Origin of the sequence: Variovorax sp. dw_954 (assembly GCF_018449755.1) — a bacterium.
In the GTDB taxonomy this organism is placed as follows: Bacteria; Pseudomonadota; Gammaproteobacteria; order Burkholderiales; family Burkholderiaceae_C; genus Variovorax.
Window position 1 is genome coordinate 66,605 of the sequence record NZ_JAAVVD010000005.1, and the last position, 22,589, is coordinate 89,193.

Genomic DNA, 22,589 nt, shown 5'->3' on the forward strand with positions numbered 1-22,589 from the left:
ACACCCCGGAATTCAGTCGACGCCGTGTCTTTTGACATAGGGGCTCGGCGGGTACGCATCTTGCGTCGATACCGGCGCGCCAAAGGCATGAAAGGCCAGCGGCATCATGGCTTTCGTGGCGATGCGGCCCTGTCTGCTTGTGGACCTGAGCCTCCGCGTGGTTCACTCAGCCACTTCGCGGCCCGTTCCAGGCAAGCGTCGTCCACCCGGCCGCATCGCGTGTCCGCGATCACTTGCCGAGCCTGCTTCCGGTTCCCCGCAGCGCTCGACCTCCGGAGGCTTGCCCTCCTTCCGACGCCACGGCGTTCCACCCCGTCACCCCCCAGGAATCCACATGAAAGCTGCTGAGTTGTTCGTCAAGTGCCTCGAGAACGAGAAGGTCGAGTTCATCTTCGGCATTCCGGGCGAAGAGAACATCGACGTGATGGATGCGTTGCTCGACAGCCCGATCCAGTTCGTCACCACGCATCATGAGCAGGGCGCCGCCTTCATGGCCGACGTCTACGGCCGCCTGACCGGACGTGCCGGCGTCTGCATGTCGACGCTCGGGCCGGGCGCGACCAACCTCATCACCGGTGTTGCCGACGCCAACATGGACCGCGCGCCGATCGTGGCCATTGCGGGGCAGGGCGCCACCACGCGGCTGCACAAGGAGAGCCACCAGATCCTGGACCTGGTGAGCATGTTCCAGCCGATCACCAAGTATTCGACGCAGATCCTCGAACCCGGCATCGTCCCGGAGATCGTGCGCAAGGCCTTCAAGGTGGCGCAGACGGAGAAGCCCGGCGCCACCTTCATCGACTTCCCCGAGAACGTGGCCGAGATGATCACGGACAAGAAGCCGATCAAGGTGCAGACGGCCTACACCTCGGAGGCGCCCAGCCGCAAGATCGACGAGGCGGTCCGCCTCATCAACGCGGCCAAGGCGCCCGTGATCCTGGCCGGCAATGGCGTGATCCGCCAGGGCGCGGCGGATGCGCTGGTGAGCTTCTCCGGGATGCTGCGCATTCCCGTGGCCAACACCTTCATGGCCAAGGGTGTCGTGCCCTTCACCAACGAGTTGTCGCTCGGCACCATCGGCATGAAGGCGCGCGACCTGCAGTGGTTCGCCTTCGAGAAGGCCGACGTGGTGATCTGCGTCGGCTACGACATGGTCGAGTACCACCCCGACATGTGGAACCCCGACGGCAACAAGATCATCATCCACATCGATGCCTTGCCCGCGGAAGTGGACGAGCACTACATCGTCTCGGTCGGCGTGCTGGGCGACCTGACCAGCTCCTTGCGCACCATCGCGGTCAATGCGAAACCGTTGGCCGTGTCGCCCTTCGAGGCGATCCGCAAGGCCGTCGTGGCCGATCGCGCGGAGTATTCGCAAGACACGGCCTTTCCGATCAGGCCGCAGAAGATCGTCTGGGACCTGCGCGAGGCGCTGGGCCCGGAGGACATCGCCATCTCCGATGTCGGCGCCCACAAGATGTGGATGTCCCGGATGTACAAGGCCGAGCGCCCCAACACCTGCATCATCTCCAACGGCTTCGCGGCCATGGGCATTGCCGTGCCGGGCGCGCTCGCGGCCAAGCTGGCGTACCCGGATCGCAAGGTCGTCGCGGTGACGGGCGACGCCGGCTTCATGATGAATTCGCAGGAGATCGAGACGGCGCTGCGCATGAAGACGGCGTTCGTCATCCTGATCTGGAACGACTCCGAATACGGCCTCATCACCTGGCACCAACTGCGCCACTTCGGCCGGCCCAGCCACATCGCGTTCAAGAACCCGGACTTCGTCAAGTACGCGGAAAGCTTCGGCGCCAAGGGCTATCGCGTCGAGCGTGCGGAAGACCTGCTGCCGACCTTGAAGCAAGCCATTGCCGACGACACCGTCGTCATCATCGATTGCCCCGTGGACTATGCGGAGAACATGAAGCTCACCGCAAAGCTCAAGGAAATGAAGTCGCCTCTCTGATGGATCACTGGAGCCAACCCTCATGAAAATCCGCGCCGCCGTACTCGAGAAGATGGGCGTGCCGCCGCCCTATGCCACCAGCAAGCCGCTCACGATCACTACGCTCGACCTGGCCTCGCCCGGGCCGGACGAAGTGATGATCAAGGTCGTCGCCGCGGGCCTGTGCCATTCGGACCTGTCGGTGATCAACGGCGACCGGCCCCGTCCCATGCCGATGGCGCTGGGGCACGAGGCCGCCGGCATCGTGGTGGAGCTCGGCGAAGGCGTGACCGACCTGCAGGTCGGCGACCATGTGGTGGTCGTGTTCGTGCCGAGCTGCGGCCACTGCGCGCCGTGCGCCGAAGGCCGGCCCGCGCTGTGCGAGCCGGGCGCCGCGGCGAACGGCGCGGGCACCTTGCTCTCCGGCGCCAGGCGCCTGAGCCGCGGGACCGAAGCGTTGAACCACCAACTGGGTTGCTCGGTGTTCGCGGACCATGCGACGGTGTCGCGGCGCTCCGTCGTCAAGATCGATCCCAGCGTGCCCTTGCACGAGGCGGCCCTGTTCGGCTGCGCCGTGCTCACCGGCGTGGGCGCGGTGGTCAACACGGCCCGGGTGCAGGTCGGGGCATCGGTCGCTGTCATCGGATTGGGCGGCGTGGGCCTGGCCGCGTTGATCGGCGCGGTGGCAGCCGGTGCGCGGCAGATCATCGCCATCGACCTGGCCGACGACAAGCTCGAGCAAGCGCGCGCATTGGGCGCGACGCACACGGTCAACGCCGGGCAGGCCGATGCGCTGGAGCAGGTCCGCTCGCTGAGTTCGGGCGGCGTCGAATACGCCTTCGAGTTCGCGGGCTCGGTGCGCGCGCTGGAACTCGCCTACAAGGTCACGCGCCGCGGCGGCATGACCGTCACGGCCGGACTGCCGCCGGCCGCCGCGCTGTTCCCGCTGCCGGCCGTCAACCTCGTGGCCGAGGAGCGTACGCTGAAGGGCAGCTACATCGGCACCTGCGTGCCCTCGCGCGACATCCCGCGCTACATCGAGCTCTACAAGCAGGGGCGCCTGCCGGTGGACAAGCTGCTGACCGGGCGGCTGACCCTCGACGAGATCAATCACGGCTTCGACCTGCTGCATGAAGGCAAGGCGATCCGCCAGGTGGTGGAGTTCCAATGAGCCGCACGTTCAGGCAGGAGCAGTAGCCCATGGCGCGACGACAGGACAACACGACCGAACCCCGGATCAGGCAGCTTTCGGTGCTCGGCCGCGGCGGATTCCGGAAACTCTCTTATGCGGAATGGGGGCCTGCCAAGGCGACCCGCACCGTCATCTGCATGCACGGTGTCTCGCGCACCGGCCGCGATTTCGACGTGCTGGCGCAAGCGCTGGCCGCCGAGGGCGTGCGCGTGGTTGCGCCCGACCTGCCCGGGCGCGGCCGCAGCGAGTGGCTGGCCAATCCGGCGCACTACACCGATCGCGCCTACACCAGCGCGCTGTCCACCCTCATCGCGCGGCTCGATGTCGAACAGGTGGACTGGATCGGCACCTCGCTCGGCGGCCATATCGGCATGATGCTGGCGTCGGAATCATCGACCCCGATCCGCCGGCTGGTGCTCAACGATTTCGGCGCGCGCGTGTCGGCGCGGGCGCTGCGCCGGATTGGCGTGTATCTCGGCAAGCGCTGGCGATTCGAATCCGTCGATGAACTCGAGGCGCACCTGCGCGACATCCATGCGCCCTTCGGAAAGCTCACCGACGAACAGTGGCGCCACCTGGCCCGGCACAGCGCGGCGCCGGACCTGGCGGGCGGATTCCGCTTTCATTTCGATCCGGCCATCGGCATGCGCTTTGCCATTCCGATCTACCTGGACGTCGTGCTCTGGCAGCTTTGGGACAAGATCGATTGCCCGGTGCTGCTCCTGCGCGGCGAGGATTCCGATCTGCTGAGCCAGTCGACGACGCGGGACATGCTCAACCGCGGCCCCGCCGCCATGGCCGGCCAGGTCACGGTCGTGGAAGTGCCCGAGTGCGGGCATGCGCCGGCGCTGATGGACGCGGCGCAGATCGCCGTCATCAAGGACTTTCTCTTTCCGGCCGGCGCATGCGAAGCCGGCGCCGGCCGCTCCGACCGATCCACCCTGGCGAGCGCATGATGAAACTCGACAAGATCGTCTCGGCCGATGCCGCCGTCGCGTTGATCCGCGATGGCGATTCGGTCAGTTGCTCGGGCTTCATCGGCATCGGCACGCCGGAGGTATTGATCGAGGCGCTGGAGCGGCGCTTTCTTGAAACGCAGGCGCCGCGCGACCTGTCGCTGGTATTCGCAGCGGCGCCGGGCGACGCGAAGGAGCGCGGGCTCAACCGGCTGGCGCACCGCGGGCTCGTCAAGCGGGCCATCGGCGGGCATTGGTCGCTCGTGCCCAAGCTCGCCGCGCTCGCGACCGACAACCTCATCGAGGCCTACAACCTGCCGCTGGGCACCATCTCGCACCTGTACCGCGACGTGGCCGCGCATCGGGCCGGCACGCTGAGCAAGGTCGGGCTGGGCACCTTCGTCGACCCGCGCCATGGCGGCGGCAAGATCAATGCGCTGACCACCGAGGAGCTGGTTCGCGTGATGCTCATCGACGGCGAGGAATGGCTGTTCTACAAGACCTTCCCGGTCAACGTGGCGCTGATCCGCGGCACCACCGCGGACGCCTCCGGCAACGTCACGATGGAGCGCGAGGCCCTGGTGCTGGACGCGCAGGCGGCCGCGATGGCAGCACGCAACGCCAATGGCCTGGTCATCGTGCAGGTGGAACGCATCGCGGCCACGGGTTCGCTGGACGCGCGCAGCGTCGTGGTGCCGGGCGTGCTGGTCGACTGCGTCGTGCTGGCGCCGCAGGGCTCTCACGTGCAGACCTACGGCACCGACTACAGCGCGGCCTTCTCGGGCGAGATCCGCGTGCCGACCGACAAGTTCGTGCCCCCGCCGCTGGACGAGCGCAAGATCATCGCGCGCCGCTGCGCCTTCGAGCTGCCGCTGGGTGGCGTAATCAACCTGGGCATCGGGGTGCCGGAGGTGGTCGCCGCCGTGGCGGCCGAAGAGCGCGTGCTGGAAGACCTGACGCTGACGGCGGAACCGGGCGTGATCGGCGGCATGCCACAAGGCGGGCTGGACTTCGGCGCGGCGGTCAACGTGCAGGCCTTGCTGCACCAGAACCAGCAGTTCGATTTCTACGATGGTGGCGGGCTGGACCTCGCATGCCTGGGCATGGCCGAGATCGACCGCGTCGGCAATGTCAATGTCAGCCGCTTCGGGCCGCGCCTGGCCGGGGCGGGCGGCTTCATCAACATCAGCCAGAACGCGCGACGGCTCGTCTTTGCCGGCACCTTCACCGCCGGTGGCCTGGAAGTGTCGGTGCATGACGGCAAGGTGCACATCGACGTCGAAGGCAGGACGCGCAAGTTCGTGGATGCGGTGGAGCAGATCACCTTCAGCGGCGCGCAGGCGGCAGCCAAGGGCCAGTCGGTCCACTACGTGACCGAGCGATGCGTGTTCCGGCTTCAACCGGAGGGGCTGCAGCTGATCGAAGTGGCGCCGGGCATCGACGTCGAGCGCGACATCCTGGCGCACATGGCCTTCCGTCCTTTGATCGGCGTCGTGGCCACCATGGACGCCCGCATCTACCGGCCGAAGTCGATGGGCCTGGCCGCCGTGCTGCAGGATCTCCAGCTCTCCGACCGGCTGAGCTACGACGCCGGGCGCAACACGCTCTTCGTCAACTTCGAAGGCATGGCCATCCGCGACATGCAGGATGTCGAGAGCGTGCGCCGCGTGTTCGAGGCCATGTGCAGCCAGATCGGCCGCAAGGTGAACCTGATCGTCAACTACGACGGCTTCAAGCTCGACGAGCGCCTGATCGAGCCCTACGAGGAGATCGTGGCGGCATTGCGCGCGAAGTACTACGCCACCGCGCGCCGCTACTCGACCAGCGCCTTCCTGCGCGCCAAGCTGGGCTCGACCTTGCAGTCCCGCCAGGCGTCTGCGCGCGTGTTCGAGACGCACGCGGATGCGGCCGAGTTCCAGCGCAGCCGTCCGCATCTGGTGAAGGTGGTGGGGTAGCCGCACCACTCCTTCGCGGAATGGAGAAACCTGTTCTGTAGCCGGCAGCCGAGGCGCTTCCTTCTCCTACAGCATGCGAACGCATGCGCCGACGATGCGCGCGGGCGCGGGCTCTACGCTTGGAGCGATGCGCATTGCCTCAGCTCCGCTTCCAGACAGGGACCCTGCTTCGGCCGGCAATACGGCGAGCACAAGCGGAGGGCTCGCGGCCCTGCACGAGGCGCATGGCCGATCGCTGGCACTCGCCCACCTGGTGGCCGACGGCCTCGACGATCTGCCGCTGCCCGGCGCTGGCCAGACGCTGGCGCGCTGGCGTGCACTCGCCGCCGTGGCCGCGCTCGACCTGTCGTTGATCAAGCTGTTCGAAGGGCACACCGATGCGCTCGCCATCCTGGCCGAGTTGGGCGGCCCGCCGGCGCCGGCCGGCTCGCGCTGGGGCACCTGGTGCGCCGAACCACCCGACGCACGACTGGCCTTCCGGCCCGAAGGCAATGGCCAGGAGATCCGCATCGACGGCACCAAGGCCTGGTGCTCCGGCGCGGCCAGCGTCACCCATGCGGTCGTCAGCGGCTGGAACGAAGCGGGTGAGCCTTGTCTCGCGGCCGTTGCCATGGCGCAGGAGGGCGTGAATGTGACGGACCAGGGCTGGCAGGCGGTCGGCATGGCGGCAAGCCACAGCGTGGACGTTCGATTCGCCGATGCGCGTGGCGTGCAACTCGGCGCGCCCGGCGACTACACGCGGCGCCCGGGCTTCTGGCACGGCGGCGCCGGCATTGCGGCGTGCTGGTACGGCGGCGCGCTGGGCATCGCGAACACGGCGCGCGAACTTAGTCGCGCTGCGAAGGATGCGCACCGCCTGGCGCACCTGGGCGCGATCGATGTCGCGATGGGCAGCGCCGCGGCAGTGCTGCGCGAGGCGGCCACGATCATCGATGCGCAGCCGGGCGCCAACGCCCAGGCCCTGGCCCTTCGCGCGCGATTGGTCGTGGAGGCCGCGGCCGACCAGGTCATGCGGCACGCGGGCCGTGCGCTGGGCGCCGGCCCGCTGTGCCGCAATGAACGCTTCGCCCGTGCCATGGCCGACTTGCCCGTCTACCTGCGCCAGAGCCACGCGGAGCGCGACCTCGCCGCGCTGGGCCAGGGCGTGACGGAGGCGCCGCCCGGCGCATGGCTGCTCTGATGGACGAGGCGCGACGCATCGACGCGAGCGAAGGCACGCCGGAGCATGACTGGTTGCCGTGGCTCCGTTCGGCCGGCATGCCTGCCGCGACAGCCGGGACGCTGGTGCCGGAAGGCGCACGCGCGGTCGTTGTCGCTCCGCATCCGGATGACGAAGTGCTCGCCGTGGGCGGACTGCTGGTCCGGCTCGCCGCGTTGCGGCGGGAGATCTGCATCATCGCGGTCACGGATGGCACGGCGAGCCACCGGGGTTCGACGCGATGGTCGGCGCTGGACCTCGCGCGTATCCGCCCGCAGGAGAGCCTTCGTGCGCTGCAGCGCCTCGGCGTGCCGCAGGCTCCCGTAAGGCTGGGCCTGCCCGATGGCGGCTTGCAGGCGCTGGGTTCGCGGCTCGCGGATGCACTGCTTCCCTTGCTGCGGCCCGGCGACACCCTCTTCACGACCTGGCGCCTCGACGGTCATCCGGACCACGAGGCCACCGGCGCAGCCTGCGCCGACGCCGCTGCACGCATCGGAGCGCGCATGGTCGAAGTGCCGGTGTGGGCATGGCATTGGGCGCGGCCCGGCGATCCTCGCATTCCGTGGGCACGCGCACGCATGCTCGGGCTCGATGTCGATGCGTCGATGCGCAAGCGCCTTGCCACACAGGCCTTCGAAAGCCAGCTGCGCGGCGACCCTTCCACGGGCGCCGGCCCGGTGCTGCGCGCGAGCACGGTGGCGCGGGCCGCGCGTCCCTTCGAGGTGCTGTTCACATGACGGACGTGGAGGGCGGAATGACCGGCAAGCGCCAGGCCTACTTCGACGCGCTCTACGCCGGGACCGACGACCCGTACGGCCTGCGCAATCGCTGGTATGAGCAGCGCAAGCGCGCCATCCTGATGGCTTCCTTGCCGAGCGAACGCTTTGCCAGCGCCTACGAGCCGGGATGTGGCGCGGCCGAACTCACCCTCGACCTGGCCCGGCGCTGCGACGCGGTGCTGGCCAGCGACTTCTCGGTCCCCGCGGTGGAGGCTGCGCGACGGCGCACGACCGCCTTGGCCAACGTGCGCGTGGAACGGCACCATCTGCCGGTCGACTGGCCGGTGGCGGAAGCACCGTTCGAGCTGGTCGTGCTCAGTGAAATCGGCTACTTCCTCGAGGCCGAAGCCATGCAGCAGATCGCTGCCTTGTGCTCGGCGACGCTTGCGCCCAACGCCACCCTGGTCGCCTGTGACTGGCGTCCCGATTTCAAGGAGCGTGCGCTGTCCACCGCACGCGTGCACGCCATCCTCGGAGAGATCGGCCTGCCTCGCCTGGTGGTGCATGCGGAGCACGACTTCCTGCTGCAGGTCTGGTCGCGCGACCGGCGTTCGGTCGCCCAGCGCGAAGGCATCCGCTGAAGGAAGAGGCGCACGCGGTGCGGCGGCCGCGAGGGGCACGAACCGGGCCGGCAAGGCCCGCGCACGCCGCAGGTGGCTGTAGGAGAACGGCCCGATCCGCGATGCCGCTGGCGACGCCTTCCCGGAGTCAAGTGACAATGCAGCCTTCCCCCACGAATGCACCGGGACCCGATCGACAAGACTCTCAGTGCATCGGCAACAGAGAGTCATGATGGACCCCGCATCGAAGCCTGACCGCGATGAAACTGCCGTGTCGCTTCCAGGCGATCACCGGTTCCAGCTGCTGGTCAACGCGATCAAGGACTATGCGATCTACCTGCTGGATGCGCAGGGATACGTCAGCAGCTGGAACACCGGCGCGGAGCGGCTCAAGGGCTATGCCGCGGATGAGATCGTCGGCCAGCATTTCTCCCGCTTCTATACGCCCGAGGACGTTGCCACCGGTCTTCCGGCGCGCGCGCTGAAGTTCGCCCGCGAGCAGGGCAAGTTCGAGGCGGAGGGCTGGCGGGTGCGCAAGGACGGCACCCGGTTCTGGACCAACGTGCACATCGAGCCCGTGCTGAGCCCGGGCGGCGAGTTGATCGGCTACGCGAAGATCACGCGCGACCTGTCCCAGGTCAAGTTCTCCGAACAGGCGCTCTATGCCAGCGAGCAACGCTTCCGCCTGCTGGTCGAAGGCGTGCGCGACTACGCCATCTACATGCTCGACCCCGCCGGCCGGGTGACCAACTGGAACGCCGGCGCGCAGTTGATCAAGGGCTACACCGCGCACGAGATCCTGGGCCAGCATTTCTCGCGCTTCTACACGGCCGAGGACCAGCGCAAGGGCGTCCCCGCGCTGGCCCTGCAAACGGCGCTGGCCGAAAACCGCTACGAGGCCGAGGCCTGGCGCGTGCGCAAGGATGGATCGCGCTTCTGGGCCAACGTGGTGATCGACGCCATCTTCGACGAGGCCGGCCGGCACATCGGCTTTGCCAAGATCACGCGCGACATCACGGAGCGCAAGAGGGCGCAGGACGAGATGGACCGCGCCCGCGAGGCCCTCGGGCATGCGCAGAAGCTCGAAGCCGTCGGCCGTCTCACCGGCGGCGTCGCGCATGACTTCAACAACTTCCTGACGATCATCCGGTCCTCGGTGGAACTGCTTCGAAGGAGCGGCGGCGACGAGGAGCGCCGCGAGCGCTACATCAGCGCGATCGCGGAGACGGCGGATCGCGCGGCGCTGCTGACCAAGCAGTTGCTGGCCTTCGCTCGCCAGCAGCCGCTGCGGCCGGAGGCTTTCGGCATCGCGCAGCGCGTGCGATCGATGGCGCAGGTCATCGAGACCATGCTCGGGGCCGTGGTGAAGGTGGAACTTGCGCTGGACGCGCCGATGGATATCGCCCAGGCCGACCCCAACCAGTTCGACACGGCCTTGCTGAACATCGTCATCAACGCAAAAGACGCCATGCCCACGGGCGGCACCCTGAAGATCTCGGTCGCCAACGTGGAGGAAGTCCCGCCGGTCCGGCGCCATGCGGCCCTGAAGGGCGCTTTCGTGGCGATTGCAATTTCGGACAGCGGCTCCGGCATCGAGCCGCTCACGCTCGGGCGCATCTTCGAGCCCTTCTTCACGACCAAGCCCGCGACCAAGGGCACCGGGCTGGGACTGAGCCAGGTCTACGGCTTTGCCAAGCAGTCCGGCGGCGAGATCGACGTGCAAAGCCGCGTGGGGGAGGGCACCTGCTTCACGCTCTACCTGCCCCGCGCGACGGGCGGCGTCGGCACTGCCGCGCAGGACGGCGCCGCCACCGCACCGCGCAAAGCGCTCGAACTGTCCATCCTTCTCGTCGAAGACAACGACGAGGTCGGACAGTTCTCCTCAGGACTCCTGTGCGCGGTGGGGCATTCGGTCACGCGCGCCGCAAGCGCGAAGGAGACCCTGAAGATCCTGGAAGCAGGCCGCGAGAAGTTCGACCTGGTGTTCTCCGACGTCGTGATGCCGGAGATGGACGGCGTCGACCTGGGCCGGCAGATCCGCCATCGATGGCCCGACCTGCCGGTGGTCCTGACCAGCGGCTACAGCCATGTGCTGGCGGTCGATGGCGACCACGGCTTCTCCCTGCTGCAGAAGCCGTATTCGATCCAGGAACTCGAGGCCTTCCTGGACCGCGCGATGGCGGATGCGCGCCGGTCCGCCATGGGTTGATCCGGGCGCGGCCCCTCGCACTGCATCGCGCGGAGTGAAGCGCGAGGAAGCGGGGTGAAGGCGCACAGGTGGAATGGCTGCCGGATCACAGGCCCGCACCTTCGGACGCGGCATCGTCGATGGCTCATGAATGCTTCTTCCGGCACCCGCCTTGCCGCCTTCCCCGTCGCGTCCGATGAACGTCGTCGCCAGTTCGCCGCCGCGGGCGGGATGACCCGGCTTGCCTTTCCATGAGCGGCCTCGGCGATGCGTGGCGGTCTGCGCGGCATGCGGCATTCAACACGCCGGGCCTCAATGTGATCCTGCTGGCCATCCGCAACTACATCCTGCACCAGAGCGCCAACCAGGCCGGCAGCCTCGCCTTCTCCTCGGTGCTGGCGATGTTTCCGCTGCTGCTCCTGCTGTCGGCCGCCGCCGGCTTCGTGGGGCAGCCGGGCGACGCGGCCGCGCTGGCCGACCGGGTCCTGGGCTACGCGCCGCAGGTGGTGCGCGACGCGCTGCAGCCGGTCGTCCACCAGGTGCTGGGCCAGCGCAACCAGGCGCTGCTGACCATCGGCGTGCTGGCCACCTTGTGGACCGCATCGTCGGGCATGCAGGCGGTGCGATCGGCCCTCAACCGGGCCTACGGCATCAAGCGCGGCCTGCCTTTCTGGCGGGCGCGCATCAAGGTCACGTTGTTCACGGTCATCGTGGGCGCCGGCATCCTGGCCTCGTTCAGCTCGGTGATCATCGCGCCTTACGTGTGGCGGCTGCTCGAGTCCAACGTGGGTGCGGGGCAGGAGACCGTGTGGCTGCGCAACAGCGTGCGCTACGGCTCCGCCTTCCTGGCGCTGACGGCCCTGTATGCGCTGCTGTACGGCTGGTTGCCCGACATCCGGCAGCGGCTGCTGACGGTGGTGCCCGGCGCGGTGGCCGGCGCGGCGCTGTGGGTGGTGGCCGCCGCCACGCTGTCGTACACGCTGCGCACCGCCGGCAAGCTGGCGCTGCTCTACGGGAGCTTCGCCGGCGTGGTCGCGACGCTGGTGTTCCTCTACATCAGCGCCACTACCTTGATCTTCGGCGCCGAGATCAATGCGGTGCTGCGCAAGAAGTTCCAGCGCTTGCGGCCGGAGGCCACGCGGCCCTGTCCGACGCAAGCGCCCACGGCGCTCCCACGCGGCGACCCGCCGCGCGATCTATCTTGACCTGCCGCCATACCGTGCGGCCCGGCAGATGGTCAAGGAGACTTCATGGGCAAGGAACGTGACGACGAAGTGGACGCGGCCCGGGGAGTGACGCGCTTCCAGGCGGTGGCTGCCGGCAAGTCGAGGCTTCCCGCTCGGGATCCGCGCGAGCTGCCCGCGGTGCAGCGCGTGCTGCGCAAGGTCTTCGGCCTGCGACGCCTGCGCCCGGGGCAGCAGGAAGTGATCGCCCGGACGCTCGAAGGGCGCTCCACCCTGGCCGTGATGCCCACCGGCGCGGGCAAGTCCCTCTGCTACCAACTGCCGGCGATGTTGCTCGACGGCCGCACCATCGTCGTGTCGCCCCTCATCGCGCTGATGAAGGACCAGTGCGGGAAGCTCAAGGCGCGCGGCGTGCCGGCGGTAGAACTCAACAGCCAGTGCACGGCCGCCGAGGTCGACGCGGCGGAGGCGGCGATCGCGGACGGCAGCGCCCGCGTCGTGCTGACCACCCCCGAACGCCTCGCTGACAAGGACTTCATGGCGCTGCTGCAAGCCGGGTCGAATGCCTTGCTGGTGGTGGACGAGGCGCATTGCATCTCGCAATGGGGACACGACTTCCGCCCCGCCTTCCTCGAGATCGATTCGGCCTGGCAGGCGCTGGGCAAGCCGCCCGTGCTCGCGCTCACGGCCACCGCAGGTGAGGCGGTGGCGCGCGATGTGATGGCGCGCCTGGGCATCCCGCGGGCGGGCTGGCTCGACACCGGCACCTTCCGGCCCAACCTGCGCTATGCCGTCGAACAGCTCACGAGCGAAGCGCACAAGCGCGAGCGCGTGCTGGCGCTGGCGAAGAGCCTTGCCGGCAGCGGCATCGTCTATGCGGCCACGATCAAGGCGGCCGAGGAAGTGCACGATGCGCTACGAGAGGCCGGGGAGTCGGTGGCGCTCTACCACGGTGGCCGCAGTGCCGGCGAGCGGCGCCAGGCCCAGGACGCCTTCATGGCAGGCAGCGTGCGGGTGATGGTCGCGACCAACGCCTTCGGCATGGGCATCGACAAGCCCGACATCCGATTCGTCGTGCATTACCAGATGCCCGGCGGGCTCGACAGCTATTACCAGGAATCGGGCCGGGCAGGGCGCGACGGCGAACCGGCCGACTGCATCCTTCTCTACCTGCGACGCGACAAGGCCGTGCAGCAGTTCTTCATGGCCGGTCGCTATCCGGACGCGAAGGAACTCGACGGCATCTATGCCGCGTTGCGCGAACAAGCTCCCGATGCCTCCGGCTGGACGCTGCCCAGCCTGCAGGCCGAAGTGAATGCGCCGCGCGGCAAGGTCCAGGTGGCGCTGGCGTTACTGCGGCAGCGCCGTGTCGTCAAGCAGTCGGCGGACGGCAGCCTCAAGCTGCTGCGCCCGGCCGTGGGCACGGAGGTGATGCACGAGATGCTCGCGAGCTACCGCGCCAGGCGCGAAAACGACCAGGCGGCGCTGGAGGGCATAGTCTTCTATGCCCAGGCCGGGTCTTGCCGCTGGCAGTTGATGCTGGCGCACCTGGAAGGCGAAGCGCCCCGCGAGCGCTGCGGCGCCTGCGACAACTGCAGGCGCATCGCGCTGATCGAGGCGCAGGCGCGTGCGCCTGCCCGGGCAGATGACGCTGCGACGGAGGCGGCGCCGTGCGCCAATGCGATCTTCCTGCCGCAGGCCTCGGTGCGCGTCAAGCGCTACGGCGTGGGGCAGGTCGTGGCTGCGGACGCGCTGGCGGTCGACATCGAATTTGCCGATGGCAGCAAGCGTTCGTTTCATCCGGATTTCGTGCGGCCGGTGCGTGGGCGCGGCGCGGCTCGCAGCCTGGCGCTCGGGGGGTGAAGGCAACAGCCCGCCTCCCTGGATGCGGGCTGCCTAAGCCGCCTTCCGTTGGGCCGGCTTGCGCGACTTCTTTGCGGCAGGCGCCTTCGCGGCCGGCGCCTTGGCTTTGGCTGCGGGCTGCGCAGCGGCCTTCTTGCCCAGGCTGCGCTGCAGCAACTCGGTCAGGTCGACCACGTTCCCGCTGCCCGGCGTACCGGCGGGAGACGCCTCGATCTTCTCCACCTGTTCCACGTGGCCCGCCGAGGCCTTGGTCTCGACCAGTTTCATGATCTCGGCATGAAACGAATCGCGGAACTGGTCGGCGCTCCAGCTCGCGCTCATTTCATCGATGAGTTGCGTGGCCATCGTCATCTCGCCTTGCTTGATGCCGGCAGCCTCGACGCCCTGCGGCGGCAACTGCAGTGCCTCCCATGACCGGATCTCGCCGCCCCAGCGCAGCAGGTTGAGCACGAGCGCCGGGCCGCACGGCATCAGCAGCGCCAGATGCTGCTTGTTGGCAATGACGACCTTCGCGACGCCCACCTTGCGCGTGGCCGCCAGGGCCTCGCGAAGCAGCGCGTAGACCTTCTGCCCGCGATTGACCGGCGCCGTGTAGTAGGGCTTCTCGAGGTAGACGAAGGGGATGTCGTCGATGGGAACGAAGGCCTCGATCTCGATGGTCTGCGTCGTCTTGGGATAGGCGCGCTCGATCTCTTCGCGCGAGAGCAGCACGAAGCGCCCATCCTCCCATTCGATCCCCTTGACGATGTCCGCCATCGCCACCTCCTTGCCGCTCTTCTTGTTGATGCGCTTGTAGCCCACCGGGTCCATCGATCGCTTGTCGAGCATCCTGAAGTCGAGGTCGCTTTCGTCGGTGGCCGAGTACAGCGCGATGGGCACATGCACCAGGCCGAAGCTGATGGCCCCTTTCCACAACGAGCGGGTCGAAGTTGGGGCCTTGCCGGCGTCGGGGTTGCGGCTTGCCTTGGGGGCGGCCTTGGCGGTGGTCTTTGAGGCGGCCTTGGAGGCGGCCTTGGCGGTCTTGGTGGTGCGCTTGGTAGCCATCGGCTTTCCATCGGTTCAGGGGGGATGTCCTTGCGCATCCTTGCGCCTCCGACGATGACTTTCTGTCAGCCATTGGCGCTTCGTCGTCCCCACCAACATCCGCGCCGTGCACCCGTCCGCAGCCTTGCCCCCCAAGTCGTCATAACGAGCACTTATGGAAACTCAACAGAATAGCGGTTCCGAAGATGGATGCGCGGACCGACACTTGCTCTTCCCCAAAGCAACGACCCTACGGAGACCTCGCCCCATGACCCCCACCTTTCGCATCGGTTTCTGCTGCGCGCTGGCCATTGCCGCAAACAGCCACAGCGCATTCGCGCAAACGCCGCCCGCCTGGCCGACCAAGCCGGTACGGCTGATCGTGCCATTCTCGGCCGGCGGCGCGAACGACCTGATGGCGCGGATCGCCGCGGAGGGTGCGTCCAAGGCGCTGGGGCAGCCCGTCATCATCGAGAACAAGCCCGGCGGCGGCACCAGCCTCGGGGCGGACATCGTGGCCAAGTCTGCGCCTGACGGCTACACCTTCCTGGTGAGCGCAGCAGGCGTCGTGTCCAACAGCATGATCAAGAAGAGCCTGCCCTACAAGGACAGCGACCTGACGCCGGTCGTCATGATCGGCCTCGCGCCCTCCGTGGTGCTTGTCGCGGCGGATGCGCCCTACAAGGACCTGAAGGAATTCATCGCTGCGTCGAAGGAAGGGCAGGGCTTCCACTGGGCCACCGCGGGCACCGGCAGCACGCCGCACTTCGTGGGCGGCATCCTGCAGACCAAATACTCGGCCAAGCTCGACTTCGTCCCCTACAAGAGCGGCTCCGAGTCGATCACCGCGGTGATCGGCAAGCAGGTCGATGCGACCTCCGAGGCCAGCATCGTCGCCTTGCCCTACATCACGAGCGGCAAGCTCAAGGCCCTGGCCGACACCTGGACCACCCGCATCGCCGCCTATCCGCAACTCTCCACCGCCACCGAGCAGGGCTTCGGCGACATACGCATCGCGCATTGGGCCGGCATCCATGCGCCGGCCGGAACGCCGCCGGCGATCCTGGACAAGATGAGCGCGGCGGTCGACAAGACGATGAAATCGCCCGAAGTGATCGAGCGGCTCAAGAAGGTCGGCATCGAGCCCATCGGCGGTACGCGCGCCAGCTTCGTCAAGTTCGTCGATGAAGAGCGCGCTCGCCTTGGCGCAGTGGTCAAGGCGACCGGCATGCGGGACGAATGATGTCCCCCGCGACGCCTCCCGGCACGCGCTTGCGCCAGCTCGTCGACGCACGCCGAGGCCTGATGGTTCCGGACGCGGCCAACGCCCTGGCTGCCCGTGTGATCGAGCATGCCGGCTTCGAGGCCGTCTACCTCAGCGGCGCAGGCGTGACCAACACCTTCTACGGCCTGCCCGATCTCGGCTTCGTGAGCCTGGCCGACATTGCCGGGCTCTCGCAGCGGTCGTCCAGGCGCCGGAGGTGAATGCGCGCCTCGTCGCGCCGGGTGCGGAAGCGATCGGCTCGACGCCCTCGGAGCTGGAGAGCTTCCGCCGGGCGGAACTGGCCAAGTGGGCGCGGGTTGCCAAGGACAACAACATCCGGCTGGACTAGTTGACACGAACGAAGCCCATCGGCGATCAGTGCGAAGCTGATGAAACCAGGGAACATCACAGCGAGTTTCTCGAAGCGGGAGAAGATGCGCCGGTAGCCCTTGAGGACGCGCAGTCATCTCTCCTTCGAAAACCACTTGGCACGCAGGCGTTCGTAGGTGCCGTCGTCGTAGATCTTCAGCAGCGCCTCGTTGATGGGCTTGCGCAACGCGCTCCCTTCGGCGACGGCGATGCCGTACTTCTGGGGCCGGAAGATCGGCCCTACCACCTGCATGTCGCCGCTTGCTTGTGTCGCGACCCAGTAATGGAGCGTCGGCGAGTCGTAGACAACGGCCACCACGTCGCCACGCGACAGCATGCGTGCCGCGTCGGCCAGATCGCTTGCGGCCACGAAGGGCAGGCCGCGCTGTTTCAGTTCGTCGCCGGCCACTGTCTCCGCAACACTCGCGATCTTCTTGCCCGCCAGATCGTTGATATCCCGGATATTCGACTCCAGTCGCTGGACAGTTTGCGTGGCGGTGACGGTGGCCGTCATCTGCGCAACCAGCAAGACACCCAGGAACCACATGGCAGCCACGGCGATCCGCTTCCACACGCGTGAGGTCTCCCGGTCGCCGTGCTCGCCAGTGGAAAAGATCAGCATGATTCCCCAGATGCCTTCGCCGATGGCCTTCCAGTAGGGCTTGCGAAAGCTCGGATTGGCATGGCGTCGCTCGATCAGCATGAGCACGTTGGCCAGCACGAAGATCACCACGCCCGCAAAGGCAAACAGTTCGCCCATCGCGAGCCACGGGAACGAACGCAGCGAGCTCATGATTGCGCCTTGGCGACCGGCGCTGGCCACCATGATCTGGAGGCCCGAATCGAAGTACGGAAACGAAAAATCGAGCAACTCTTCCCGCTCCGGCGTGATCGAGATGGCGGCGATCGCCACATCGGCGTCGCCTTTGCGCACAGCCTGGAGCAGCTCCGGCACCGTCGAGACGACAAGCCATTGGTATTGAAGGTTCATGCGCCGTGCGACTTCGGCCCAGAGATCGATGCTGAATCCGACCGGCGGATCCGTCGCCGGCAGCACGAAGGGCGCGATCGGCTTGGTGGCAACGCGCAAGGGCCTGTCAGGAAGCCTGGACTCTGTCGCGGAGCGTGCCGGCGATCCGGGCAGTGTCGAAGTCAGCAGCACGACGACAAGCATCGCCGCGCGAATCTGTCCGGATCTGCCAGCAAAACGATTCATGGATGCGGAATCATCGACGCGGTCGACGCGGTCGGCAGCGTGCTCGAGGCCGGCCCCTTGATGCAACTGCTGCAAGTCTGGTCGATGCCGAGCAAAGGCACGCTGTTTGTCTGCTGGTAGTCGAGCATCGCGCAATAGCAGACGATGTGGTGGTTGCAGGCCAGCTCGAAGCGAATGCGCGCCTGTGCTTCGCTCGGGCGCAGGTCGGTCACATGGGGAAGATGGTCATAGTCCGGTCCGAACGGGACGCGTGGGACAGCGTCGAGAAAATAGTTGTAGAGCATGTAGCGGTCGGAGCCGACAGTGCTGTCGAATGCATTTGCGAACGCCGTGTCGCCCGGATGCGGTGACGCGAACAGGCGCGCCGATACCCACCGCCCGGCGCGCGAGACACGTGCCAGGTCGAACGTGAGGTACGTGGCCAAGGCGCTTCCGAGGCTGTGTCCAACGACCATCAGTTCGGCGCCGGCCGGCACGGCCGCAGCGATGCCGTCGCAGGCCTTCTTGCCGGGGTCGTCCGCATCGACCTTGAACATCATGGACTGGTAGATGCCCCAGAAGCCGGCCTCCACGGTACCGGGGCCGTTCGGGTACGGCATGGGATGGAATTCGGCATCCTCGATCCATTCCGCGATGCCTTCCGTCCCGCGCACCACGGCCGCGAATTGCCGCGGATTCGCCTTGCTCGCGACGAGCACGCCGTAGCAGACTTCCTGCCCCTTGGCCATGGTCGGCAATCCCTTTCTGAAGATGGCATCGATCCCTGTGAAATAACCAATGACGATCCAGTTCGCCGCCAGCCGGGAATCGACAGGCGGGGCCAGTTGTGCGGGTGCGCCCTTGTACATGTCGGCCGCGTACATCACCAGCAGGCCCAAGGCTGCATCGGCGGGGTCGGAAATCATGATGCTCTCCTTCTCGATCAGCTCTGGCAGAAGGCCAGGAATATGGACGAACCGGCCGAGCAACGGGTCTTAGTTGGCCCGTTGGTCCGTGTCCTGGTACCAGATGTACTCGATGTCGATCACTCGCAGCGCAGTCGATTGTGCGCCGGCTGCGCCTCCAGGGCGTGCCCACAGAGGAGCGCTTGTCCCCCTCCTGTAGGAGCATTGCAGTGGCCCTGTTGGGGGTAAGGAAGCGGTTCAACGGGAATACGATCGCAATGCATGGCGTAGTCCTGCACTTTGACCCGTCCTGCTCTGGCCTCTGAGCCACCGCCCACACGCGCATTGCATGACTCGGCCTGAAGCAACCCGTCAGCGAATGGTCAGGCGACAGACAGTTTGCGCGGCCATCATGGGGCGTGGACATCTTCTCGCCGCACCGCGACTGCGGTTCCTCCGATGGGCGCGTCGCGCCGATCTTTCGTCGCTTCATGTTGGTGTCCTTGCTGGCGATGCTGTCTCCGCTGGAGGCGGGCGCAACGCTGGGCGGTACCGAGTCCTCTGTCGGGGCCGACCAGACCCACATGCATGCCCGGCGCGAGAAAAAGGACGGCTCCGGCTACAGCGTGCACGAGATCACCTTGCCATCAGCCACTGCGGTGCGCGAGTTCGTGTCCGCGGCCAGCGGACAGGTATTCGCGGTGGCTTGGCAAGGCCCTTTCATGCCCGACCTGAAGCAAGTGCTGGGCGATCATTTCGACGACTTTGTCGAGTCCGCCCGCAGGGTGCCGCATGCCAGTGGCAGCTTGTCGGTACGCAAGCCCGAGCTGGTCATTCATTCGGGCGGTCACATGCGCGCCTTCTCCGGCATGGCGTACCTGCCGGGCCAACTGCCGGAGGGCTTCGACATTGAAGACATACGCTGACCGAAGCGTGGTGCGCCGCATGGTCCCGATGCTGGCGACGGGACTCTGTGCCCTGGTGGTAGCCGCGTGCGGCGGAGGAGGGAGCGGCGGCGCGGGCAGCAGCCAAGTCCTGGCCGCGGCTGCGACGACCGCCGCGACCGCCGGCACCAGCGCGAGCAGCGCTCCGGCGGCACCGGCGACGCCGCAGGCGCCCAATGTCACGGCGATCGTCGTCGACGGCGGCCCGGCCGGCGTCACGGGCTCGGTCAACATCCCGTTCGTCAGCGTCAAGGTCTGCGCGCCCGGAAGCACGTCGGCCTGCCAGGTGATCGACCACATCATGCTCGACACCGGATCGAGCGGGCTGCGACTCGTGGCCTCGGTGCTCACGAATCTCCCGGCACTGGGAGCGCTGTCCGACGCCTCGAACAACGCCTACGCGGAATGCGCGCAGTTCATCGGCGACTACACCTGGGGTTCGGTCAAGCTGGCCGATGTCAGCATGGCCGACGAGACGGCGTCGTCGGTGCCGGTGCAGGTCATCGGCGACCCGGCTGTCGGCGCAGCTCCCGCGACTTGCTCGAATGCGGGTGCACCGAACAACACAGTGACCAGCCTCGGCGCCAACGGCATGCTCGGCGTTGAATCGTTCCGCGAAGACTGCGGGAGCGCGTGTGTCTCGGCCGCCTTGCCGGGCGCCTACTACGCGTGTCCCGCTGGCGCCGGCGCCTGCAGTCCGACGGCCATGCCGCTTGCCCGGCAGGTCGGCAATCCGGTGGCAAGGTTTGCGTCCGACAACAACGGCGTGCTCATCGCGTTGCCGGCCATCCCGGCGATCGGGGCCATCAACGTGAGCGGCTCGTTGGTGTTCGGCATCGGCACGCGCAGCAACAACGCGCTGGGCGGCGCACATGCGTATGGCGTCGACGGGTCAGGGAACTTCACGACGACGTTCAACGGGCACACCTATGCCAACAGCAGCTTCATCGACAGCGGTTCGAACTACTACTTCTTCAATTCGACGCTGCTTCCGATGTGCAGCGACCCGGATGAATTCGGCTTCTACTGTCCGGCCTCGACGCAGGTGCTGACCGCCGTCGTCCAGGGCACCAACGGCACCAACGGCGCCGTGAGCTTCAGCGTTGCCAATGCCGAGAAGCAATTCAACGGCAATCCGTTCGCGACCGCATTCAGCAACATCGCCGGCGATCTTCCGGGACCCGACGGATTCGACTGGGGCCTGCCGTTCTTCTACGGGCGCAACGTGTTCACCGCGCTGGAAGGCGCCTCGACGCCGGCTGGAATGGGCCCGTTCGTCGCGTATTGATTCGACGGCACAAAGAAACACGAACAGGCTTGCGCTCGCATCTCGAGCGGTCGGCGGGGGGGCGATGCGGGCCCTTGAAGCGCATCGGCGATCAGCGCGAAGCTGATGAAGCCGAGGGACATCGCCGGAGATCTTCGCCTCGCTGATCCGGAATGCGATCCTGGACGACCTTGGCCCAGGCGATTTCCGCTCGTCCATCCAAATAGGGAGCCGCCGCTCTTCGAACCTTGTCGCCTCGCGAAGGCTGTGCCAAGCTTCTCTGCGCTGCTTGGCACACCGAAACAAGAAGAAGGGCGCCTCGATGAATGATTTGCCTGCTTTCGACGAAGTGCATGTCATCTCCGACCTGCACATGGGTGGGCGACCCGGATTCCAGATCCTCCGGGAGACCCGGCGGCTCGCCAACCATGTTGCACGGCTGGGCCAGCAAAGGCCCGAAGGACAGTTGGCACTGGTGCTCAACGGCGACGTGTTCGACACGCTTGCCGAGGAAGGCGCCGGCTACGTTGCCATCGACAACGCCGTCGATGTCGTCAGCCGCATCATGAAGGACGAGGCCTTCGAACCGATCTGGGATGCGCTCGCGGGCTTTGTGAAGTTGCCTGGACGCACCCTGGTGATCGTCATCGGAAACCACGACATCGAGATCGCCTTTCCGCCGGTCCAGCGCCTGGTCAAGGCGCGGCTGGCGGGTGGCGACCCGATCGCGCGCTCGCGCATCGAGTTCTCGACCGCTGGCGCAGGCTTCACCTGTACCGTCGGCGGCTCCCGTGTCCATTGCATCCATGGCAATGAAGTCGACCCCTGGAACTACAACCGATACGAAGACCTCGCCAGGGTGTCGCGCCACATGAATGCCGGCCAGCCGCTCCCCCAGGATGCATGGCAGCCCAATGCCGGCACGCGGATGGTCAAGGACGTGATGAACGCCGTGAAGCGCAGGTACGCATGGATCGACCTGCTCAAGCCGGAGACGTCGGCGGCGGTGGGCGCGTTGCTCGTGCTGGATCCGACGCGGGCCAACAAGCTCGACGGCCTGTTCGGCGTGGCCGGAGAACGCAGCCGGGGCAGCGCGCAGGTCGACGCACGGCTCTCCGCGGACCAGGCCCAATCACCGGCGCCGGCGGCCAGCGCCGGGCCGACGCTGGAGCAGATGCTGGGCCCCAACCTCAAGCAGGGCGTCGCGCGGCCGGCCGACGACATGCTGATGCTGGCCGAGAAGAATTACGACGCCTCGGTCCAGAGAGCGGTGGGGCCGGATGGCACCCTGGGCGTTCCGCAGCTGGCCTGGGACCGCCTGACGGGCTGGCTGACGGGCGTGACCAAGGTCGAGGCGCTGCGACGCGCGCTGGCAGACTGGCTGGCAAAGGACAAGAGCTTCGAGCTCACGGACCGCGACGAGACCTACACGAAGGTGAGCGAGTCGGTCGGCTCCGCGATCGACTTCGTCGTCTGCGGCCACACGCACCTGGAGCGTGCCATCGACATGGGCGCGGGCCGCTACTACTTCAACAGCGGCACCTGGATCCGGCTGTTGCGGCTGACGCCCGACATGTTGCGCGACGAGGCGTCCTTCGCGCCGGTCTACGACGTCCTGGTCGATGGGTCGATGAAGGCGATCGACGAGAAGCGCTTCGCCGGCGACAAGCCCTTCGTGCTGGACCAGACCAGTGCCGTGTCCATCTGCCGGGCGGACGGCGAAGTGGTGGGTTCGCTGGCCCACGTCGAAGGCGATGGCTCAGGGGCGCCTCGTGTCGTCGCAAGCTTCAGCAGGCACTGAC

General features: G+C 67.3%; 17 protein-coding genes and 3 pseudogenes. 16 read left to right on the forward strand and 4 right to left on the reverse strand.

Annotated features, from left to right (window positions below; genetic code table 11):
• Window positions 1-334 precede the first annotated feature (334 nt).
• From HB681_RS10350 to HB681_RS10395, 10 genes are all read left to right on the forward strand, one after another.
• Complete coding sequence (locus tag HB681_RS10350; RefSeq protein ID WP_213954731.1) at window positions 335-1,966, forward strand: acetolactate synthase large subunit; 1,632 nt, start codon at window positions 335-337, stop codon at window positions 1,964-1,966.
• Between the two features lie 22 nt (window positions 1,967-1,988).
• A complete protein-coding gene (locus HB681_RS10355; RefSeq protein WP_213954732.1) occupies window positions 1,989-3,116 on the forward strand; it encodes a zinc-dependent alcohol dehydrogenase family protein in 1,128 nt (375 codons plus the stop codon).
• A gap of 29 nt (window positions 3,117-3,145) precedes the next feature.
• Entirely contained in the window at window positions 3,146-4,093 is a 948-nt protein-coding gene (locus HB681_RS10360) for an alpha/beta hydrolase (RefSeq protein WP_213954733.1), read from the forward strand.
• A complete protein-coding gene (locus HB681_RS10365) occupies window positions 4,090-6,048 on the forward strand; it encodes a CoA-transferase (RefSeq protein WP_275946405.1) in 1,959 nt (652 codons plus the stop codon). Before HB681_RS10360 ends, HB681_RS10365 begins: the two co-directional genes overlap by 4 nt.
• Window positions 6,049-6,175: 127 nt before the next feature.
• A complete protein-coding gene (locus HB681_RS10370) occupies window positions 6,176-7,228 on the forward strand; it encodes an acyl-CoA dehydrogenase (RefSeq protein WP_256734899.1) in 1,053 nt (350 codons plus the stop codon).
• The gene (locus tag HB681_RS10375) at window positions 7,216-7,983 is read left to right on the forward strand and encodes a PIG-L family deacetylase (protein ID WP_256734900.1); all 768 of its coding nucleotides are present in this window, start codon (window positions 7,216-7,218) and stop codon (window positions 7,981-7,983) included. Before HB681_RS10370 ends, HB681_RS10375 begins: the two co-directional genes overlap by 13 nt.
• Complete coding sequence (locus HB681_RS10380; RefSeq protein WP_256734901.1) at window positions 7,980-8,606, forward strand: class I SAM-dependent methyltransferase; 627 nt, start codon at window positions 7,980-7,982, stop codon at window positions 8,604-8,606. Before HB681_RS10375 ends, HB681_RS10380 begins: the two co-directional genes overlap by 4 nt.
• A 211-nt stretch (window positions 8,607-8,817) precedes the next feature.
• Entirely contained in the window at window positions 8,818-10,794 is a 1,977-nt protein-coding gene (locus HB681_RS10385; protein ID WP_213954734.1) for a PAS domain-containing sensor histidine kinase, read from the forward strand.
• A gap of 230 nt (window positions 10,795-11,024) precedes the next feature.
• The gene (locus HB681_RS10390; protein ID WP_213954735.1) at window positions 11,025-11,978 is read left to right on the forward strand and encodes a YihY/virulence factor BrkB family protein; all 954 of its coding nucleotides are present in this window, start codon (window positions 11,025-11,027) and stop codon (window positions 11,976-11,978) included.
• A gap of 45 nt (window positions 11,979-12,023) precedes the next feature.
• Window positions 12,024-13,820, forward strand: a complete 1,797-nt coding sequence (locus HB681_RS10395) for a RecQ family ATP-dependent DNA helicase (protein WP_213954736.1) — start codon at window positions 12,024-12,026, stop codon at window positions 13,818-13,820.
• Window positions 13,821-13,853: 33 nt separating this feature from the next.
• Here the strand turns inward: HB681_RS10395 and HB681_RS10400 are convergent, their stop codons facing one another.
• Window positions 13,854-14,864, reverse strand: a complete 1,011-nt coding sequence (locus tag HB681_RS10400; RefSeq protein WP_213954737.1) for a Ku protein — start codon at window positions 14,862-14,864, stop codon at window positions 13,854-13,856.
• Between the two features lie 247 nt (window positions 14,865-15,111).
• Between HB681_RS10400 and HB681_RS10405 the strand changes: the two genes are divergently transcribed.
• The 3 genes and pseudogenes from HB681_RS10405 to HB681_RS38040 all read left to right on the forward strand — a co-directional run bounded on the left by HB681_RS10405 (window position 15,112) and on the right by HB681_RS38040 (window position 16,456).
• Entirely contained in the window at window positions 15,112-16,086 is a 975-nt protein-coding gene (locus tag HB681_RS10405; RefSeq protein WP_213954738.1) for a tripartite tricarboxylate transporter substrate binding protein, read from the forward strand.
• A pseudogene (locus HB681_RS10410) lies at window positions 16,086-16,292 on the forward strand (carboxyvinyl-carboxyphosphonate phosphorylmutase); the annotation flags it as partial. The gene HB681_RS10405 and the pseudogene HB681_RS10410, both read left to right, overlap by 1 nt.
• A 32-nt stretch (window positions 16,293-16,324) precedes the next feature.
• On the forward strand, window positions 16,325-16,456 hold the full coding sequence (locus HB681_RS38040; protein ID WP_256734917.1) for a hypothetical protein: 132 nt from the start codon (window positions 16,325-16,327) through the stop codon (window positions 16,454-16,456).
• A gap of 9 nt (window positions 16,457-16,465) precedes the next feature.
• On the opposite strand, the pseudogene HB681_RS38045 reads toward HB681_RS38040, so the two are convergent.
• The 3 genes and pseudogenes from HB681_RS38045 to HB681_RS10420 all read right to left on the reverse strand — a co-directional run.
• A pseudogene (locus HB681_RS38045) lies at window positions 16,466-16,579 on the reverse strand (IS5/IS1182 family transposase); the annotation flags it as partial.
• Between the two features lie 15 nt (window positions 16,580-16,594).
• A pseudogene (locus tag HB681_RS10415) lies at window positions 16,595-17,692 on the reverse strand (transporter substrate-binding domain-containing protein); the annotation flags it as partial.
• Complete coding sequence (locus HB681_RS10420; protein ID WP_213954741.1) at window positions 17,689-18,597, reverse strand: lipase family protein; 909 nt, start codon at window positions 18,595-18,597, stop codon at window positions 17,689-17,691. The gene HB681_RS10420 and the pseudogene HB681_RS10415, both read right to left, overlap by 4 nt.
• Before the next feature lie 398 nt (window positions 18,598-18,995).
• Between HB681_RS10420 and HB681_RS10425 the strand changes: the two genes are divergently transcribed.
• From HB681_RS10425 to HB681_RS10435, 3 genes are all read left to right on the forward strand, one after another.
• Window positions 18,996-19,502 (forward strand): DUF2844 domain-containing protein, encoded by a 507-nt coding sequence (locus tag HB681_RS10425; RefSeq protein ID WP_345944656.1) that lies wholly within the window; start codon window positions 18,996-18,998, stop codon window positions 19,500-19,502.
• On the forward strand, window positions 19,486-20,808 hold the full coding sequence (locus tag HB681_RS10430; protein ID WP_256734902.1) for a DUF3443 domain-containing protein: 1,323 nt from the start codon (window positions 19,486-19,488) through the stop codon (window positions 20,806-20,808). Before HB681_RS10425 ends, HB681_RS10430 begins: the two co-directional genes overlap by 17 nt.
• A gap of 301 nt (window positions 20,809-21,109) precedes the next feature.
• A complete protein-coding gene (locus tag HB681_RS10435) occupies window positions 21,110-22,588 on the forward strand; it encodes a metallophosphoesterase (protein ID WP_213954742.1) in 1,479 nt (492 codons plus the stop codon).
• The last annotated feature ends 1 nt before the right edge of the window (window position 22,589 follow it).

Coding starts and splice junctions, on each gene's coding strand:
- HB681_RS10385 (WP_213954734.1), top strand. CDS start 8,818: ATGGACCCCGCATCGAAGCCTGACCGCGATGAAACTGCCGTGTCGCTT.
- HB681_RS10380 (WP_256734901.1), top strand. CDS start 7,980: ATGACGGACGTGGAGGGCGGAATGACCGGCAAGCGCCAGGCCTACTTC.
- HB681_RS10420 (WP_213954741.1), bottom strand. CDS start 18,597: ATGATTTCCGACCCCGCCGATGCAGCCTTGGGCCTGCTGGTGATGTAC.
- HB681_RS10365 (WP_275946405.1), top strand. CDS start 4,090: ATGATGAAACTCGACAAGATCGTCTCGGCCGATGCCGCCGTCGCGTTG.
- HB681_RS10435 (WP_213954742.1), top strand. CDS start 21,110: ATGAATGATTTGCCTGCTTTCGACGAAGTGCATGTCATCTCCGACCTG.
- HB681_RS10400 (WP_213954737.1), bottom strand. CDS start 14,864: ATGGCTACCAAGCGCACCACCAAGACCGCCAAGGCCGCCTCCAAGGCC.
- HB681_RS10395 (WP_213954736.1), top strand. CDS start 12,024: ATGGGCAAGGAACGTGACGACGAAGTGGACGCGGCCCGGGGAGTGACG.
- HB681_RS10355 (WP_213954732.1), top strand. CDS start 1,989: ATGAAAATCCGCGCCGCCGTACTCGAGAAGATGGGCGTGCCGCCGCCC.
- HB681_RS10405 (WP_213954738.1), top strand. CDS start 15,112: ATGACCCCCACCTTTCGCATCGGTTTCTGCTGCGCGCTGGCCATTGCC.
- HB681_RS10375 (WP_256734900.1), top strand. CDS start 7,216: ATGGCTGCTCTGATGGACGAGGCGCGACGCATCGACGCGAGCGAAGGC.
- HB681_RS10360 (WP_213954733.1), top strand. CDS start 3,146: ATGGCGCGACGACAGGACAACACGACCGAACCCCGGATCAGGCAGCTT.
- HB681_RS10390 (WP_213954735.1), top strand. CDS start 11,025: ATGAGCGGCCTCGGCGATGCGTGGCGGTCTGCGCGGCATGCGGCATTC.
- HB681_RS10350 (WP_213954731.1), top strand. CDS start 335: ATGAAAGCTGCTGAGTTGTTCGTCAAGTGCCTCGAGAACGAGAAGGTC.
- HB681_RS10370 (WP_256734899.1), top strand. CDS start 6,176: ATGCGCATTGCCTCAGCTCCGCTTCCAGACAGGGACCCTGCTTCGGCC.